The organism is Erythrobacter sp. (assembly GCF_023653175.1).
Taxonomy (GTDB): domain Bacteria; phylum Pseudomonadota; class Alphaproteobacteria; order Sphingomonadales; family Sphingomonadaceae; genus Erythrobacter.
Genome location: NZ_JAMNXL010000107.1, coordinates 1 through 12,813, shown reverse-complemented (window position 1 = coordinate 12,813; position 12,813 = coordinate 1). Strand labels below are relative to the sequence as shown.

General features: G+C 66.4%; 13 protein-coding genes. 6 read left to right on the top strand and 7 right to left on the bottom strand.

Annotation, left to right across the window (positions count from 1 at the left end; genetic code table 11):
* From NBV68_RS12390 to NBV68_RS12380, 3 genes are all read left to right on the top strand, one after another.
* On the top strand, nucleotides 1-496 hold a 496-nt coding region (locus NBV68_RS12390), incomplete at its 5' end, for a hypothetical protein (protein WP_296310280.1).
* An 84-nt stretch (nucleotides 497-580) separates the two neighbouring features.
* Nucleotides 581-814: a DUF4170 domain-containing protein gene (locus NBV68_RS12385; RefSeq protein ID WP_066528235.1), complete on the top strand. Its 234-nt coding sequence runs from the start codon at nucleotides 581-583 to the stop codon at nucleotides 812-814.
* 7 nt (nucleotides 815-821) lie between these two features.
* A complete protein-coding gene (locus tag NBV68_RS12380) occupies nucleotides 822-1,304 on the top strand; it encodes a GNAT family N-acetyltransferase (protein ID WP_296310274.1) in 483 nt (160 codons plus the stop codon).
* 83 nt (nucleotides 1,305-1,387) lie between these two features.
* Here NBV68_RS12380 and NBV68_RS12375 read toward each other — a convergent pair whose 3' ends face one another.
* The 7 genes from NBV68_RS12375 to carA all read right to left on the bottom strand — a co-directional run bounded on the left by NBV68_RS12375 (nucleotide 1,388) and on the right by carA (nucleotide 8,531).
* Nucleotides 1,388-1,675: a hypothetical protein gene (locus NBV68_RS12375; protein ID WP_296310272.1), complete on the bottom strand. Its 288-nt coding sequence runs from the start codon at nucleotides 1,673-1,675 to the stop codon at nucleotides 1,388-1,390.
* 22 nt (nucleotides 1,676-1,697) lie between these two features.
* Entirely contained in the window at nucleotides 1,698-2,174 is a 477-nt protein-coding gene (gene greA / locus NBV68_RS12370) for a transcription elongation factor GreA (RefSeq protein ID WP_296310270.1), read from the bottom strand.
* 117 nt (nucleotides 2,175-2,291) lie between these two features.
* Nucleotides 2,292-5,618, bottom strand: coding sequence for a carbamoyl-phosphate synthase large subunit (gene carB, locus NBV68_RS12365; RefSeq protein WP_296310267.1), 3,327 nt, complete (start codon nucleotides 5,616-5,618; stop codon nucleotides 2,292-2,294).
* A complete protein-coding gene (locus NBV68_RS12360) occupies nucleotides 5,618-6,202 on the bottom strand; it encodes a carbamoyl-phosphate synthase large subunit (RefSeq protein ID WP_296310265.1) in 585 nt (194 codons plus the stop codon). Before NBV68_RS12360 ends, carB begins: the two co-directional genes overlap by 1 nt.
* Complete coding sequence (locus NBV68_RS12355; RefSeq protein WP_296310264.1) at nucleotides 6,195-6,875, bottom strand: hypothetical protein; 681 nt, start codon at nucleotides 6,873-6,875, stop codon at nucleotides 6,195-6,197. Before NBV68_RS12355 ends, NBV68_RS12360 begins: the two co-directional genes overlap by 8 nt.
* A gap of 124 nt (nucleotides 6,876-6,999) precedes the next feature.
* Nucleotides 7,000-7,353 carry a hypothetical protein gene (locus NBV68_RS12350; protein ID WP_296310262.1) on the bottom strand — a complete coding sequence of 118 codons (354 nt, stop codon included), beginning with the start codon at nucleotides 7,351-7,353 and terminating at the stop codon, nucleotides 7,000-7,002.
* Nucleotides 7,350-8,531: a glutamine-hydrolyzing carbamoyl-phosphate synthase small subunit gene (carA, locus tag NBV68_RS12345; RefSeq protein WP_296310261.1), complete on the bottom strand. Its 1,182-nt coding sequence runs from the start codon at nucleotides 8,529-8,531 to the stop codon at nucleotides 7,350-7,352. Before carA ends, NBV68_RS12350 begins: the two co-directional genes overlap by 4 nt.
* A 146-nt stretch (nucleotides 8,532-8,677) precedes the next feature.
* On the opposite strand from carA, the gene NBV68_RS12340 reads away from it, so the two are divergent.
* From NBV68_RS12340 to rpoD, 3 genes are all read left to right on the top strand, one after another.
* Complete coding sequence (locus tag NBV68_RS12340; RefSeq protein ID WP_296310260.1) at nucleotides 8,678-9,133, top strand: GatB/YqeY domain-containing protein; 456 nt, start codon at nucleotides 8,678-8,680, stop codon at nucleotides 9,131-9,133.
* A 62-nt stretch (nucleotides 9,134-9,195) separates the two neighbouring features.
* Nucleotides 9,196-11,082 (top strand): DNA primase, encoded by a 1,887-nt coding sequence (dnaG, locus tag NBV68_RS12335; protein WP_296310259.1) that lies wholly within the window; start codon nucleotides 9,196-9,198, stop codon nucleotides 11,080-11,082.
* A 72-nt stretch (nucleotides 11,083-11,154) separates the two neighbouring features.
* The coding region (rpoD, locus tag NBV68_RS12330; RefSeq protein ID WP_296310258.1) for an RNA polymerase sigma factor RpoD at nucleotides 11,155-12,813 on the top strand (1,659 nt) is incomplete at its 3' end.

Here is a 12,813-nt window from a genome sequence, read left to right as displayed (position 1 = left end):
CGAAAAGAGCCTCGCCGACCAGGCCCGCGCCGCCGCTGATGCCGCGATCGACTACACCCGCGCCAACCCGCTGACGGTGATCGGCGGCGCGGTCGCCTTCGGGCTGGTGATCGGCCTCCTCACCCGCCCCGGTCGCAGGGTCGCGGGCCGTGCGCTGCACTCGGCGGGGGATGCAATCTCGGGCGCGGCATCGAGCGCGACTTCGGGTGTGAAGAGCATCACCTCGCGCAGCGGATCGCGGCTCGGCACGATGATCGGCGAGGCGGCGATGGCCTATGCCATGACCGTGATCGACGAGATGCTCGATGCCGCGCGCGAGGGCAAGGAACGCGCCGAGGATCTGGGCGAGGCCGCAAGCGCACAGGCGAAGAAGCTTTCGGCGGGAGCCTCGGACGCAGCCGGATCGGCGGCGGACAGCACCCGCACTCTCGCCCGCCGCACGCGCGACGCCGCGCTTGACGTGGTGCGCGATATCCGGCGTCAGACAAAAGGCTGACGCCCGGCGCGGCGGGAGGAGGCTTGCCCTTGGCGCATGACGCGCTAAGGGGCGCGCATCCTTCCTCCCCAAGGGCGCACAGCAATGGCAGCAGAAACCACCCCCACCCAGCGGCTCCACCTCGTGATGGGCGGCCGCGTCAAGGACCCGCGCGGGCTCGAGTTCCAGGACCCGGAGAGCATCCACGTCGTCGGCGTTTACAGCTCCTATGACGCAGCGGTCGATGCCTGGCGCGCACAGGCGCAGCGCACGGTCGACGATGCCGAGATGAAATACGTCGTCGTCCACATCCACAAGCTGCTCACGCCCGAGGATTAACTCCCCGATGGCGGCGATCCGCCCTTACCGCGAGGGTGATGCCGGGGCGATAGCCGCGATCACCCTCGCAGCGATCCGCACGACGGGCTTGCGCGCCTATTCGCCTGAACAGGTTGCGGCGTGGTCGGCGCGGTTCTCGGCGCAGCGCGTGCTGGAGTGGGCTGCGCGGGGCGACATGATCCTTGTCGCGGTGGACGGCGATGACCGCCCGCTGGCCTACACCATGCTCGAGGCGGACGGGCATCTTGACATGCTCTATTGCCACCCGGACCACACCGGACAGGGCCTTGCCCTGAGCCTGCTGGATGCGGCGGAGTCGGCGGCGCGGGCGCAGGGTGTCATCCGGCTGTTCACCGAGGCGAGCGAGCTCGCCCGCCCCGTGTTCGAACGGGCCGGTTATACGCTTATCAAGCGCCGCGACTTCATGATCCCCTTCAAAGGCCGCGAGGTGGCGATCCACAACTACGCGATGGAAAAGCGGCTCGTCTGAACACAAGCGCCAAGCGGTTCATGTTTCACGTGAAACGGACAATGACCGGGCAACGACCTGCTGACGACCTTGTAACGACACGCCTACCGCAGCGCTGCCACCGCCGCCGCCACTCCGACCGCCAGCATAGCAAACACCATCCGGGTCCGGCGGTGCGAGCGGCGGCCCTGCCACAGCTCTTCGTCAAGCCACCACTTGCCCTGACCATCGGTCCTGAGCACATCGGCGCCCTTCAGCCGCTCGAAGGCGCGCTGGCGGCTCGGGCGGGCGGGAGCATAGGGGATCGCGTCGGCCATGCTGACCGCGCCTGCAGCGATGAAGTGCGCTGCGACCTTGCGCTCGGCAACCGGGCTGCCCGCAATCACCGCCATGTCGCGCCCCGCCTTTGCCGCGTCAGATGAACTCGATCTTGTCGACGAGGTAGAACTTCTCGCCCGAGGGCACCGTCACCTCGATCTCATCGCCCACCTGCTTGCCGATCAGCGCGCGGGCGAGCGGCGAGTTGTAGCTGATGCGGCCCTTGTTGGCGTCCGCCTCGGTCTGGCCGACGATCTGGTAGCGGATCGGCTTGTCGTTCTCGTCGAGCAGGGTAACGGTCGCGCCGAAAACGATCTTGTCGCCCGACAGCGTGGTCGGATCGATGATCTGCGCGCGGCTGACCCGGTCCTCGATCTCGGCGATCTGCGCCTCGACCTGGCCCTGGCGTTCCTTGGCGGCGTGGTATTCGGCATTTTCCGAAAGATCGCCGTGGGCGCGCGCTTCCTCGATCGCCTCGACGATTTTCGGGCGCTCGTCACGCAGGACCTTGAGGTCGGCGGTGAGCCGCTCGTAACCCTCGGCCAGCATCGGGACCTTTTCCATCGTCGCCATAGCTCTTTGTCTTTCCGTTTGTCTTTCTTGCCCCCTGCCCACTGGGGAAAAGAATGCTAGAGACGCCGTCCAAGTTGCACGACGTCAGGCACTCTCGTTTGTCGGGGGAGGTGTCAGTCAACTGCCATAGTAGTCCTGCAAGCTGCGGACTTCAAGCTGGTCCGGCCGGATCGCCGAAATCGCCGCCGCCGCCGCCACGGACGCCGCCGCGGTGGTGTAGTAAGGCACCTTACCCGCAAGCGCTGCCTGACGGATCGATTTCGAATCCATCAGCGATTGCCACCCTTCCGTGGTGTTGAAGATCAGCGCGATATCGCCGTCGATGATCTTGTCGACGATATGCGGCTGGCCCTCGGCGACCTTGTTGACCCGCTCGACGGCGAGGCCCTGCTCCGCGAGATAGGACTGCGTACCCCCGGTGGCGATCACGCGGAAGCCGTGTTCGATGAGCTGCCGCACGGCCGGGACGATCACCGCCTTGTCAGTGTTCTTGACCGAGACGAACACCGTGCCCGATTGCGGCGGGATCATCCCCGCACCGATCTGCGACTTGAGGAAGGCCGCCTCGAAGGTGGCGTCGATCCCCATCACCTCGCCGGTCGACTTCATTTCCGGGCTGAGCACCGGGTCGGCCCCGGGGAAGCGCGCGAAGGGGAAGACGGCTTCCTTGACCGCCATGTAGCGCAGGTCGCGCTTGAAGGGCTCGAAGTTCGACAGCGGCTCGCCCGCCATGACGCGCGCGGCGATCTTGGCGACGGGCTGGCCGATGGCTTTCGCCACGAAGGGCACGGTGCGGCTGGCGCGCGGGTTGACCTCGATGAGGTAAATCACCCCGTCCTTCACCGCGAACTGGATGTTCATGAGGCCCTTCACCCCCAGCGCAAAGGCGAGCGCTTCGGCCTGGCGCTCCATCTCGGCGATGATCTCGGGCGGCAGGCTGTAGGGCGGCAGGGTGCAGGCAGAATCGCCCGAGTGGACGCCGGCCTCCTCGATATGCTGCATCACCCCGGCAATGCGCACCTCGGTGCCGTCGCACAGCGCATCGACATCGCATTCGATCGCATCGCGCAAATATTGGTCGATCAGCACCGGGGAATCGCCCGACACGTTCACCGCCGTGGCGATGTAGCTGTCGAGCTGCGCCTCGCTGTCGACGATCTCCATCGCCCGCCCGCCGAGCACGTAGGAGGGGCGCAGCAGCACCGGGTAGCCGATCCGCGCGGCGACGGCCGCCGCCTCGTCACGGCTGCGGGCGATGCCGTTTTCGGGCTGCTTCAGTTTCAGCTTGCTGACCAGCTTGGCAAACCGCTCGCGGTCCTCGGCAAGGTCGATCGCGTCGGGCGAGGTGCCGAGGATGGGGATGCCCGCGTCCTCCAGCGCCTGCGCCAGCTTGAGCGGGGTCTGCCCGCCGAACTGCACGATCACGCCGAGCAATTCGCCCCGCGACTGTTCGACGCGCAGGATTTCCAGCACGTCCTCGTCGGTCAGCGGCTCGAAATATAGGCGATCGGAGGTGTCGTAATCGGTCGAGACGGTCTCGGGGTTGCAGTTGACCATGATCGTCTCGAAGCCCTGCTCCGCGAGCGCAAAGCAGGCATGGACGCAGCAATAGTCGAACTCGATCCCCTGCCCGATCCGGTTGGGCCCGCCGCCGAGGATGACGATCTTCTTGCGGTCCGAGGGCATGGCCTCGCACTCGGGCGCGCCGAAGCTCGGGGCCTCGTAGGTCGAATACATGTAGGGCGTGATCGCCTCGAATTCGGCGGCGCAGCTGTCGATGCGCTTGAAGACGGGGAAGACGCCGAGCTTGTGCCGGAGCGCGCGAACCTCGTCCGCGCTGGTCGCGCCGGCCATCGCGACAAGCGCGTCATGCAGCAGCCCCGAGCGCTTGGCCTGGGTCTCGGCAAGCCCGCCGGCCACGCCCACAGAGCGCACCGCCAGCGTCGCCAAGCGGCGGTCGGAGAAGCCCATCGCCTTCAGGCGGCGCAGCCCTGCGGCATCGCGGGGCAAGCCATTGGCCTGCAATTCCTTCTCGGCGGCGATGATCGCCTCGATCTGGCGCAGGAACCACGGGTCGTAGAAGGTGACCGCCGCGATCTCCTCGACACTCATACCCTCGCGGAACGCCTGGCCGACCTTGAGCAGCCGGTCGGGCGTGCGGCGCGACAGGGCGGCGGTGATCACCTCGCGGCCTGCGCCTTCCAGCTCGGGGAAGCGGTTGAAGCCGTCGAGCCCGGTCTCGAGCCCGCGCAGCGCCTTCTGCACGCTTTCCTGGAAATTGCGCCCGATCGCCATGACCTCGCCGACCGATTTCATCGCGGTCGACAAGTCATTGGCCGCGCCCTTGAACTTTTCGAAGGCGAAGCGCGGGATCTTGGTGACGACGTAGTCGATGGTCGGCTCGAAACTCGCTGGGGTCGCTCCGGTTATCTCGTTGGTGAGCTCGTCGAGCGTGTAGCCCACCGCCAGCTTGGCCGCGACGCGGGCGATGGGGAAGCCGGTGGCCTTGGAGGCCAGCGCCGAAGAGCGGCTGACGCGCGGGTTCATCTCGATGACGATCAGGCGCCCGTCCTTGGGATTGACCGCGAACTGCACGTTGCTGCCGCCGGTCTCCACACCGATCTCGCGCAGCACCGCAATGCTGGCGGAGCGCATGATCTGGTATTCCTTGTCGGTCAGCGTCAGCGCCGGGGCGACGGTGATCGAGTCCCCGGTGTGGACGCCCATCGGATCGACGTTCTCGATCGCGCAGATGATGATCGCGTTGTCCTTGCGGTCGCGCACCACCTCCATCTCGAACTCCTTCCACCCGAGGAGCGATTCCTCGATCAGGACTTCGGTGGTGGGCGAGGCATCGAGGCCCTCGCGCACGATCTGGTCGAACTCGGCCTTGTTGTAGGCGATCCCGCCGCCGGTGCCGCCGAGGGTGAAGCTGGGGCGGATGATCGAGGGCAGCCCGGTGCGCTCGAGCACGGCGCGCGCCTGTTCAAGCGTGGTGGCGACCCCTGAGCGCGCGCTTTCCAGCCCGATCGAGTCCATCGCCTCGCGGAAGCGCTGGCGGTTCTCGGCCTTGTCGATCGCATCGGCCTTGGCCCCGATCATCTCTACGCCGTATTTGGCGAGCGTGCCGTCGGCATCCAGCGCCAGCGCGCAGTTCAGCGCGGTCTGCCCGCCCATCGTAGGGAGCAGCGCATCGGGCCGCTCCTTGGCGATGATCTTGGCGACGATATCGGGCGTGATCGGCTCGATATAGGTGGCGTCGGCGAACTCCGGATCGGTCATGATCGTCGCCGGGTTGCTGTTGACGAGGATGACGCGATAGCCCTCCTCCTTCAGCGCCTTGATCGCCTGGGTGCCGGAATAGTCGAACTCGCAGGCCTGGCCGATGATGATGGGCCCCGCGCCGATGACGAGGATCGAGGAAATGTCGGTTCTTTTGGGCATCAGGATTCCTGCTCGGAAAAGGCGAAGATGAGCTTGGTGTAGCGGTTCACGTAAGGCAGCACGTCGGGCTTGGCGGCGGCCGGCCCGAAGACGAAGGTGCAGTTGCGGCGGATGTCGACGAGGCGGTCCCCGTCGCGCGCCATGATGTAGCTGAGCACGTAGTAGGAGCGCGGGGCGTTGCGGCGGCCGATGACGTCGAGCTTTTTCACCGTCTCGGTGCCGCTGGCGAGGCGCTCGCTGTCGATGAAGCCCTGTTCCTTGCGCTGTTCGACCACGGCCTTGTGGCGCTTGGCGGGATCGAAATCCTCCTCGCTGAACGGGCCTTGGGAGGCGGCGATGCGGCAGTCCATCCGCCCCGCGACGGGGTAGCGGGAGCCCTCGTCATGGAGGACCGGGCGCCAGAAGGTGAGGATGGGCAGGCCGGTGTCGGCCGAGGCGTCGAGCGTCACCGATCCATCGCCCTGAAACGCCACGCCCTCGGCAATCTCGGCACCGGGCCATTCGGCCACGGGCGCGGGGTTCTGGGCGAGCGCGGGGGCGGCGAGCAGGGGGACGACAGCGAGGAGGAGGGCGCGGCTAGTCATCGGCCTGCCCCTCGGTGGGCGGCACACGCTCATTGCCGACAAAGCCCAGCTTGGTCGCGCCGCTTTCCTTGATGCCCTTGAGCAGGCAGGCGCTGACTTTGTAATCCGCATCCATCGGCGGTTCGAAGCGCACCGTGCCGTCGGCCTCCACCTTCATCCACGCCCGCGGGCTTCCGCAGGAGTCCGAGATGGCATCGGCCATGTCTTGCGTGAAGGAACTCGGAGGGTCGACCGTCGCGAAGCCGGCTTCGACCATAGCCCCCACAAGGCACTCCATCCCCGCCTCGCCGTCCTCCCCCATGTATGCCAGCATGAGCCGCAGCCGCCCGGTGAGAAGCGCGCGGATGAAGGCGCGGCTGGCCTGACGGCTCTCCTTGGGGCCGGTGGCGCCGGACTTGGCCGAGATCGCCTCGACCTTCGCATCGAGCGCGGCTTCCTCCGCTTCGGTCTTGGGTTCGACGGAAAACCGCTCCTGCGTCACCTGCAAACTGTCGTTCTGCATCCCGCAAGCCTCGGCCTGCTTGCGCACCGCAGCAACGAACACGGAATCGCCATCACCGCCGCGCGCTGGGGGGGCGGGGCCTTCGAGCCGTGTGGTGATGGGGTGCGGATGCTGGGCGAGCACGGGGGCTGCGAAGGTCGCAAACGCAGCGGCAAAGGCTACAAGCAGCAAATGGAAGCCCTGCCCCCTCACCGCCAAACCTCCATCCCCAACCGTTGGCGCTGCGCGCCAGCTTCGCTTCCCCCAAGGGGAAGGGAGACAGGAACGATCGAGGAAATTTCGGTCTCTTTGAGCATCAATCTGCCTTGAAGCTGATAAACAAAGGGAAACCTTCTTTCGGCGCAATTGAAAGGATGCAGTCAATGACCGGTTCGTTGCCGGGGGCGATCTGAACCCGCGAACGCGGGCCGCCGTGCCCGATTTCAGCGCTAAACTCGCTTGCACCACACTTGCGGACAAAGGCAGAGCTAGACGTCCTGATGGCCGTTTCTTCTTCTGACCTGTTGACCACGTCGTCCAGCCTATGCGCCCTGCTCTCAACTTCCAAGGCGGGCAAAACGGTCTTGGTCGATCCCAAAGACTGGCCGACTAGCCAAGCCCCTGATGTCAGGAGCGAACCGGCGGCAAAGGCGAGCAGATTGGCTCTCACCCCAGCCCCCCCACAAACTTCTCGAACAGATAGAAGCTATCCTGCGGCCCCGGGCTTGCCTCAGGGTGATACTGCACAGCAAACGCGCGCTTCCCCCGGATCGCAATCCCGCAATTCGTCCCATCAAACAGCGACACGTGCGTCTGCTCCACACCATCGGGCAGGCTCGCCGCATCCACCGCAAAGCCGTGGTTCATCGAGGTGATCTCGACGAGGCCCGAGGTCTCCCCCCAGCCCTCGCCAACCCGCTGCACCGGGTGGTTCGCGCCCCGATGCCCCTGGTGCATCTTGATCGTCTTCGCGCCCGCGGCGAGCGCGAGCATCTGGTGGCCGAGGCAGATGCCGAACAGCGGGACGTCGGCGTCGAGCAGTGCCTTGATCACCGGCACGGCATATTCGCCGGTCGCCGCCGGGTCGCCGGGGCCGTTGGAGAGGAACACGCCGTCAGGCGCGAGCGCCATCACCTCGTCGAAGCTCGTCTTGGCCGGCACCACCGTCACCCGCGCGCCGGCCTTCACCAGATTGCGGAAGATGTTGTCCTTCGCGCCGTAATCGATCGCGACCACATGGGGCTTGGCGTCGAAGGGCGCCCGGCCATAACCCTTGCCGAGCGTCCATGCGCCGCCGCCCCATTGCTCGTCGCTGCCGCGGGTCACGCGCACGGCGAGGTCCATGCCTTCCAGCCCCGGCCACTCTTGCGCACGCCGGATCAGCGCAGGGATATCGAACTTGCCGTCCGGCGCATGGGCGATCACCGCGTTGGGCGCGCCGCTCTGGCGGATTCGGCGGGTGAGCGCGCGGGTGTCGATGCCCGAAAGCCCGATCTTGCCGTTCCTGACCATCCAGTCGGCGAACCGCTCGATCGAACGGAAGCTGGAGGGCTCGGTCACGTCCTCGCGCACCACGCAGCCCACGGCGCCTTCCACGCGGCTCTCCACGTCCTCGCCGTTCGCGCCGACATTGCCGATATGCGGGAAGGTGAAGGTGACGATCTGCGCGGCGTAGGAGGGATCGGTCAGCACCTCCTGATAGCCGGTCATGGCGGTGTTGAAGCACACTTCGCCGACCGCCGAGCCCACGGCTCCGAAGCCCCGGCCCCACACCACGGTGCCATCGGCGAGAACCAGAACGCCGGTTGCCCCTGAAGGTTGCGCGCGAGTAGATGCGGGGTCGGCCATGGGGCGCTCCGTTGGTTGGTTTTCCGGCGATGGTGCTAAGTTTTGCCCGCTAGGCCCCTCGCCCCGCGCCGTCAACCTAGGCGTATGCTTCTATTTGGGTTAGGGGCGCGGCGCAGGAAACCCCATCCACAGGAATTAGCAGAAACATGATCCGTGACGATATCAAGGCCGCCACCATCGCCGCGATGAAGGCGGGCGAGAAGGACCGCACCGCCGCGCTCCGCCAGATCAGCGCCAAGATCAAGGACCGCGACATCGAGGAGCGCACCGCCGCGGCCCCGGTCGCCGATGATGACGTGCTGGTGACGAGCGTGCTGCAGAAGATGGCCAAGCAGCGCCGCGAATCGATCGAGATGTATGATGCAGGCGGGCGCGCGGAGCTCGCCGCGGTCGAGCGCGCCGAACTCGCCGTGATCGAGGAATTCCTCCCCCAGATGATGGACGAGGCCGCGACCCGCGCCGCGATCGAGGCGATCAAGGCTGAGACCGGCGCTTCCACCATGAAGGACATGGGCGCGGTGATGACCGAACTGCGCGCCCGCCACGGCGCGGTGCTCGACGGCAAGCTGGCGAGCACGCTGGTCAAGGCGGCGCTCTCTTAAGCCACAGACCCGTCCACAGGGCGCGCTTGAATGCAGAGGCGTTCGGGCGCACCTAACCTGCCATGGCCATCACCCCGCAATGGAAGGACGAGCTGCGTGCGCGGATCACGCTCTCGACGCTTGTCCAGCGCTCGGTGAAGCTGACCCGCGCGGGGCGCGAGTGGAAGGGGTGCTGCCCGTTCCACGAGGAGAAGACACCGAGCTTCTACGTCAATGACCAGAAGCAGTTCTACCATTGCTTCGGCTGCGGGGCGCATGGAGATGCGATCAGCTGGATGGTCGACCAGCAGGGCCTGCAATTCATGGACGCGGTCAAGGAACTGGCCGCGATCGCCGGAATGGAAGTCCCCGCCCCCGATCCCGTCATGGCCAAACGCGCCGAGCAGCGCGCCAGCCTGATCGACGTGACCGAGGCGGCGCAAAAGTTCTTTGTCGACAGCCTTGGCGGGCCCAATGGCGGCGCGGCGCGCGAATATCTTCAGCGGCGCGGCTTCTCCCCCGCCGTCATGCGCGAATTCGGTTTCGGCTGGGCTCCCGATGACCGGCAGGCCCTCCCCCGCGCCCTCTCGGGCTTCGGAGAGGACATGCTCGAAGGCGCTGGCATGCGCGCCGCCAACGAGCAGGGCGAGCGTTACGACCGTTTCCGCGGCCGCGTCATGCTGCCGATCCAGGACGCGCGGGGCCGCGTGATCGCGTTCGGCGGGCGCATCCTAGAAAAGCGCGACGGCGTCGCAAAATATCTGAACTCGCCCGACACCGATCTCTTCGACAAGGGCCGCACGCTTTACAACCTCCACCGCGCCGCCCCAGCCTCGCGCCAGTCGGGCCGGGTGGTGGTGGTCGAGGGCTATATGGACGTGATCGCGCTCGCCAATGCGGGGATCGCCGATGCGGTCGCGCCGCTCGGCACCGCGCTCACAGAGATGCAGCTCGAGCTGCTGTGGCGCATGGTCGAAGTGCCGGTGCTGTGCTTCGATGGCGATGCGGCAGGGCAGCGTGCGGCGATGCGGGCAATCGCGCGGGCGCTGCCGCTGCTCGCGCCGATGCGCTCGCTCAGCATCGTGCGTCTGCCTGCGGGCCTCGACCCCGACGATCTCATCAAGCAGCAGGGCGCCAGGGCGATGGAGCAGCTTCTCGCCAACCCCGCCCCGCTGATCGACACGCTGTGGGAGTTCGAGCGCGACGCGCAGCCGCTGACGACGCCCGAGGCCAAGGCGGGGCTCAAGGCGCGGCTCATGGCGCATGTCGAGACCATCGCCGACCCCGAGATCAAGAGCCTATACCGCCGCGAGCTGGGCGACCGGTTCTCCGCCTTCGCCTATCCGCCGCGGCCGCCCCGCGCGGCCTGGCAACCTTCCGCGCAGGCCCGCCCGGCAGCAGGGCAGCGCGGGCCATGGAAGGGCGCCAATCTGCCTCCTCCCGGCCTGTCGGAGGAAGCGCGTGCGCAGCTTTCGGGGATGATGGCAGGCGGCCAGCGGCAGGGACTGATGCAGGCCGTTCTGACCGGGCTCGCGCGCCATCCCGGGCAAATCGCGCGGCATACCGAGGCGCTGATCAGCCTCGCCCGACTGCTGCCCGAGGCCGCGCCCGCCATCGAATCCCTGCTCGAGCTTGCGGAAACGCTTGATTCGCACGACGCAACCGCCATATGGCTACCCACGCAAGGCCAACCCGCCCCGTCGGCAGATATCCGCTACGCCTTTCTCGACGAAGGCAACGATCCCGACGCTGCGTGCGAGGAACTGGCTGAAGCTGTGTCGCTGCTGGTCGAAAGGCCGGCGCTTGAGGCTGCGCTTGCGGCCACGATCGCGCGTTTCGACAGCGATCCGGAAGGATCGTTTGCGGAGCAGACCCGTTTGCGTGCACAGCTCATGGCAACCGAGGATAGATTGAAGGCCTTCGGGCGCCGCAAGGCCTCCGCAGTGCCCGGCACGGATGATACCCCCTGACGGGGCGCACATGGGATCAACAGGCGGCCGCCACCCGGCAGGTCGCCCGGCAACGGATAGACACGGATACATATGGCCGAGAAGGAAGATGCCCCGCTGATCGACCTCAACGAGGCTTCGATCAAGAAGCTGATCAGCAAGGCGAAGAAGCGCGGCTACGTCACCTATGACGAGCTCAACGAGGCGCTGCCCTCGGGCGAGATGAGCCCCGACCAGATCGAGGACATCCAGACCGCGCTCTCCGAAATGGGCGTCCAGATCGTCGAGAGCGACGAGGACGCCGAGGCCGAGGCCGAGGATCGTGAGGACGGCGAGAGCGAGGACGTGATCGCCGATGATGACGATGACGACGACGACGAGGGCAAGAAGGCCCCGAAGGACGCCCGCGCCGGCAACAAGAAGCTCGTCACGGGTGAACGCACCGACGATCCGGTGCGCATGTACCTGCGCGAAATGGGCGCGGTCGAACTGCTCAGCCGCGAGGGCGAAATCGCCATTGCCAAGCGCATCGAGGCCGGGCGCGACATGATGATCATGGGATTGTGCGAAAGCCCGATCACCTTCCACGCGATCATCCAGTGGTCCGAAGCCCTCAACAGCGGCGACATGCAGCTGCGCGAGATCCTCGATCTTGACGCGATGCTCTCCAAGGAACCCCCGGCCGACAAGATGGCCGAGGGCGCCGAGGATGACGACGACGACGGCGAGATCTCCGAAGCCACTGCCGGACCGACCATCCGCGAGGACGACGAAGTCGCCGACGAGCCCGAAGCGGATTCGGACGAGGACGAGGACGGCGAGGGCCGCCCCAAGCGCGAAGAGGAAGAGGAGGAGGACAACACCCTCTCCCTCGCCCAGATGGAAGCGCAGTTGAAGCCCGAGGCGCTCGAGCGCTTCGCGCGCATCACCACGCTGTTCAACGCCTTCGAGAAGCTTCAGGGAGAGCGCGTCGACACGCTCGCGGCGGGCAATGCCTTCCCGGCCGCCAAGGAAGGCAAGTACGAACAACTCCGCGAAGACCTCACCGCCGAGGTCGAAAGCGTGCAGTTCCACGCGACCAAGATCGAGTTTCTGGTCGACAACCTCTATGCCTTCAACCGCCGCCTCACCACGCTCGGCGGCCAGATGCTGCGCCTTGCCGAACGTCACAAGGTCAAGCGCGTCGACTTCCTCGCCGCCTATGTCGGCAACGAGATGGACGATGCCTGGATCAAGGAGCGCGCCAAGAAGGACAAGAAGTGGGCGGCCTTTGCCGAACGCGAGGAAGACGCCATCGAGCGCATCCGTTCGGAAATCGCCGACATCGCCGCGCAGACCGGCATGAGCCTCACCGAGTTCCGCCGCATCGTCAACATGGTCCAGAAGGGCGAGCGCGAGGCGCGCATCGCCAAGAAGGAAATGGTCGAGGCGAACCTGCGTCTGGTGATCTCGATCGCCAAGAAATACACCAACCGCGGCCTGCAATTCCTTGATCTCATTCAGGAAGGCAATATCGGGTTGATGAAGGCGGTCGACAAGTTCGAATACCGCCGCGGTTACAAGTTCAGCACTTACGCCACATGGTGGATCCGGCAGGCGATCACCCGCAGCATCGCGGATCAGGCGCGCACCATCCGCATTCCGGTGCACATGATCGAGACGATCAACAAGCTGGTGCGCACGTCCCGCCAGTTCCTCCACGAAGAAGGCCGCGAGCCGACCCCGGAAGAAATGGCGCAGCGCCTCTCCATG

Excerpts from the sequence above, each read along its gene's own strand:
- greA (WP_296310270.1), bottom strand. The coding sequence starts at position 2,174 with ATGGCGACGATGGAAAAGGTCCCGATGCTGGCCGAGGGTTACGAGCGG.
- dnaG (WP_296310259.1), top strand. The coding sequence starts at position 9,196 with ATGGCCATCACCCCGCAATGGAAGGACGAGCTGCGTGCGCGGATCACG.
- NBV68_RS12375 (WP_296310272.1), bottom strand. The coding sequence starts at position 1,675 with ATGGCGGTGATTGCGGGCAGCCCGGTTGCCGAGCGCAAGGTCGCAGCG.
- carA (WP_296310261.1), bottom strand. The coding sequence starts at position 8,531 with ATGGCCGACCCCGCATCTACTCGCGCGCAACCTTCAGGGGCAACCGGC.
- NBV68_RS12385 (WP_066528235.1), top strand. The coding sequence starts at position 581 with ATGGCAGCAGAAACCACCCCCACCCAGCGGCTCCACCTCGTGATGGGC.
- carB (WP_296310267.1), bottom strand. The coding sequence starts at position 5,618 with ATGCCCAAAAGAACCGACATTTCCTCGATCCTCGTCATCGGCGCGGGG.
- NBV68_RS12360 (WP_296310265.1), bottom strand. The coding sequence starts at position 6,202 with ATGACTAGCCGCGCCCTCCTCCTCGCTGTCGTCCCCCTGCTCGCCGCC.
- NBV68_RS12340 (WP_296310260.1), top strand. The coding sequence starts at position 8,678 with ATGATCCGTGACGATATCAAGGCCGCCACCATCGCCGCGATGAAGGCG.
- NBV68_RS12380 (WP_296310274.1), top strand. The coding sequence starts at position 822 with ATGGCGGCGATCCGCCCTTACCGCGAGGGTGATGCCGGGGCGATAGCC.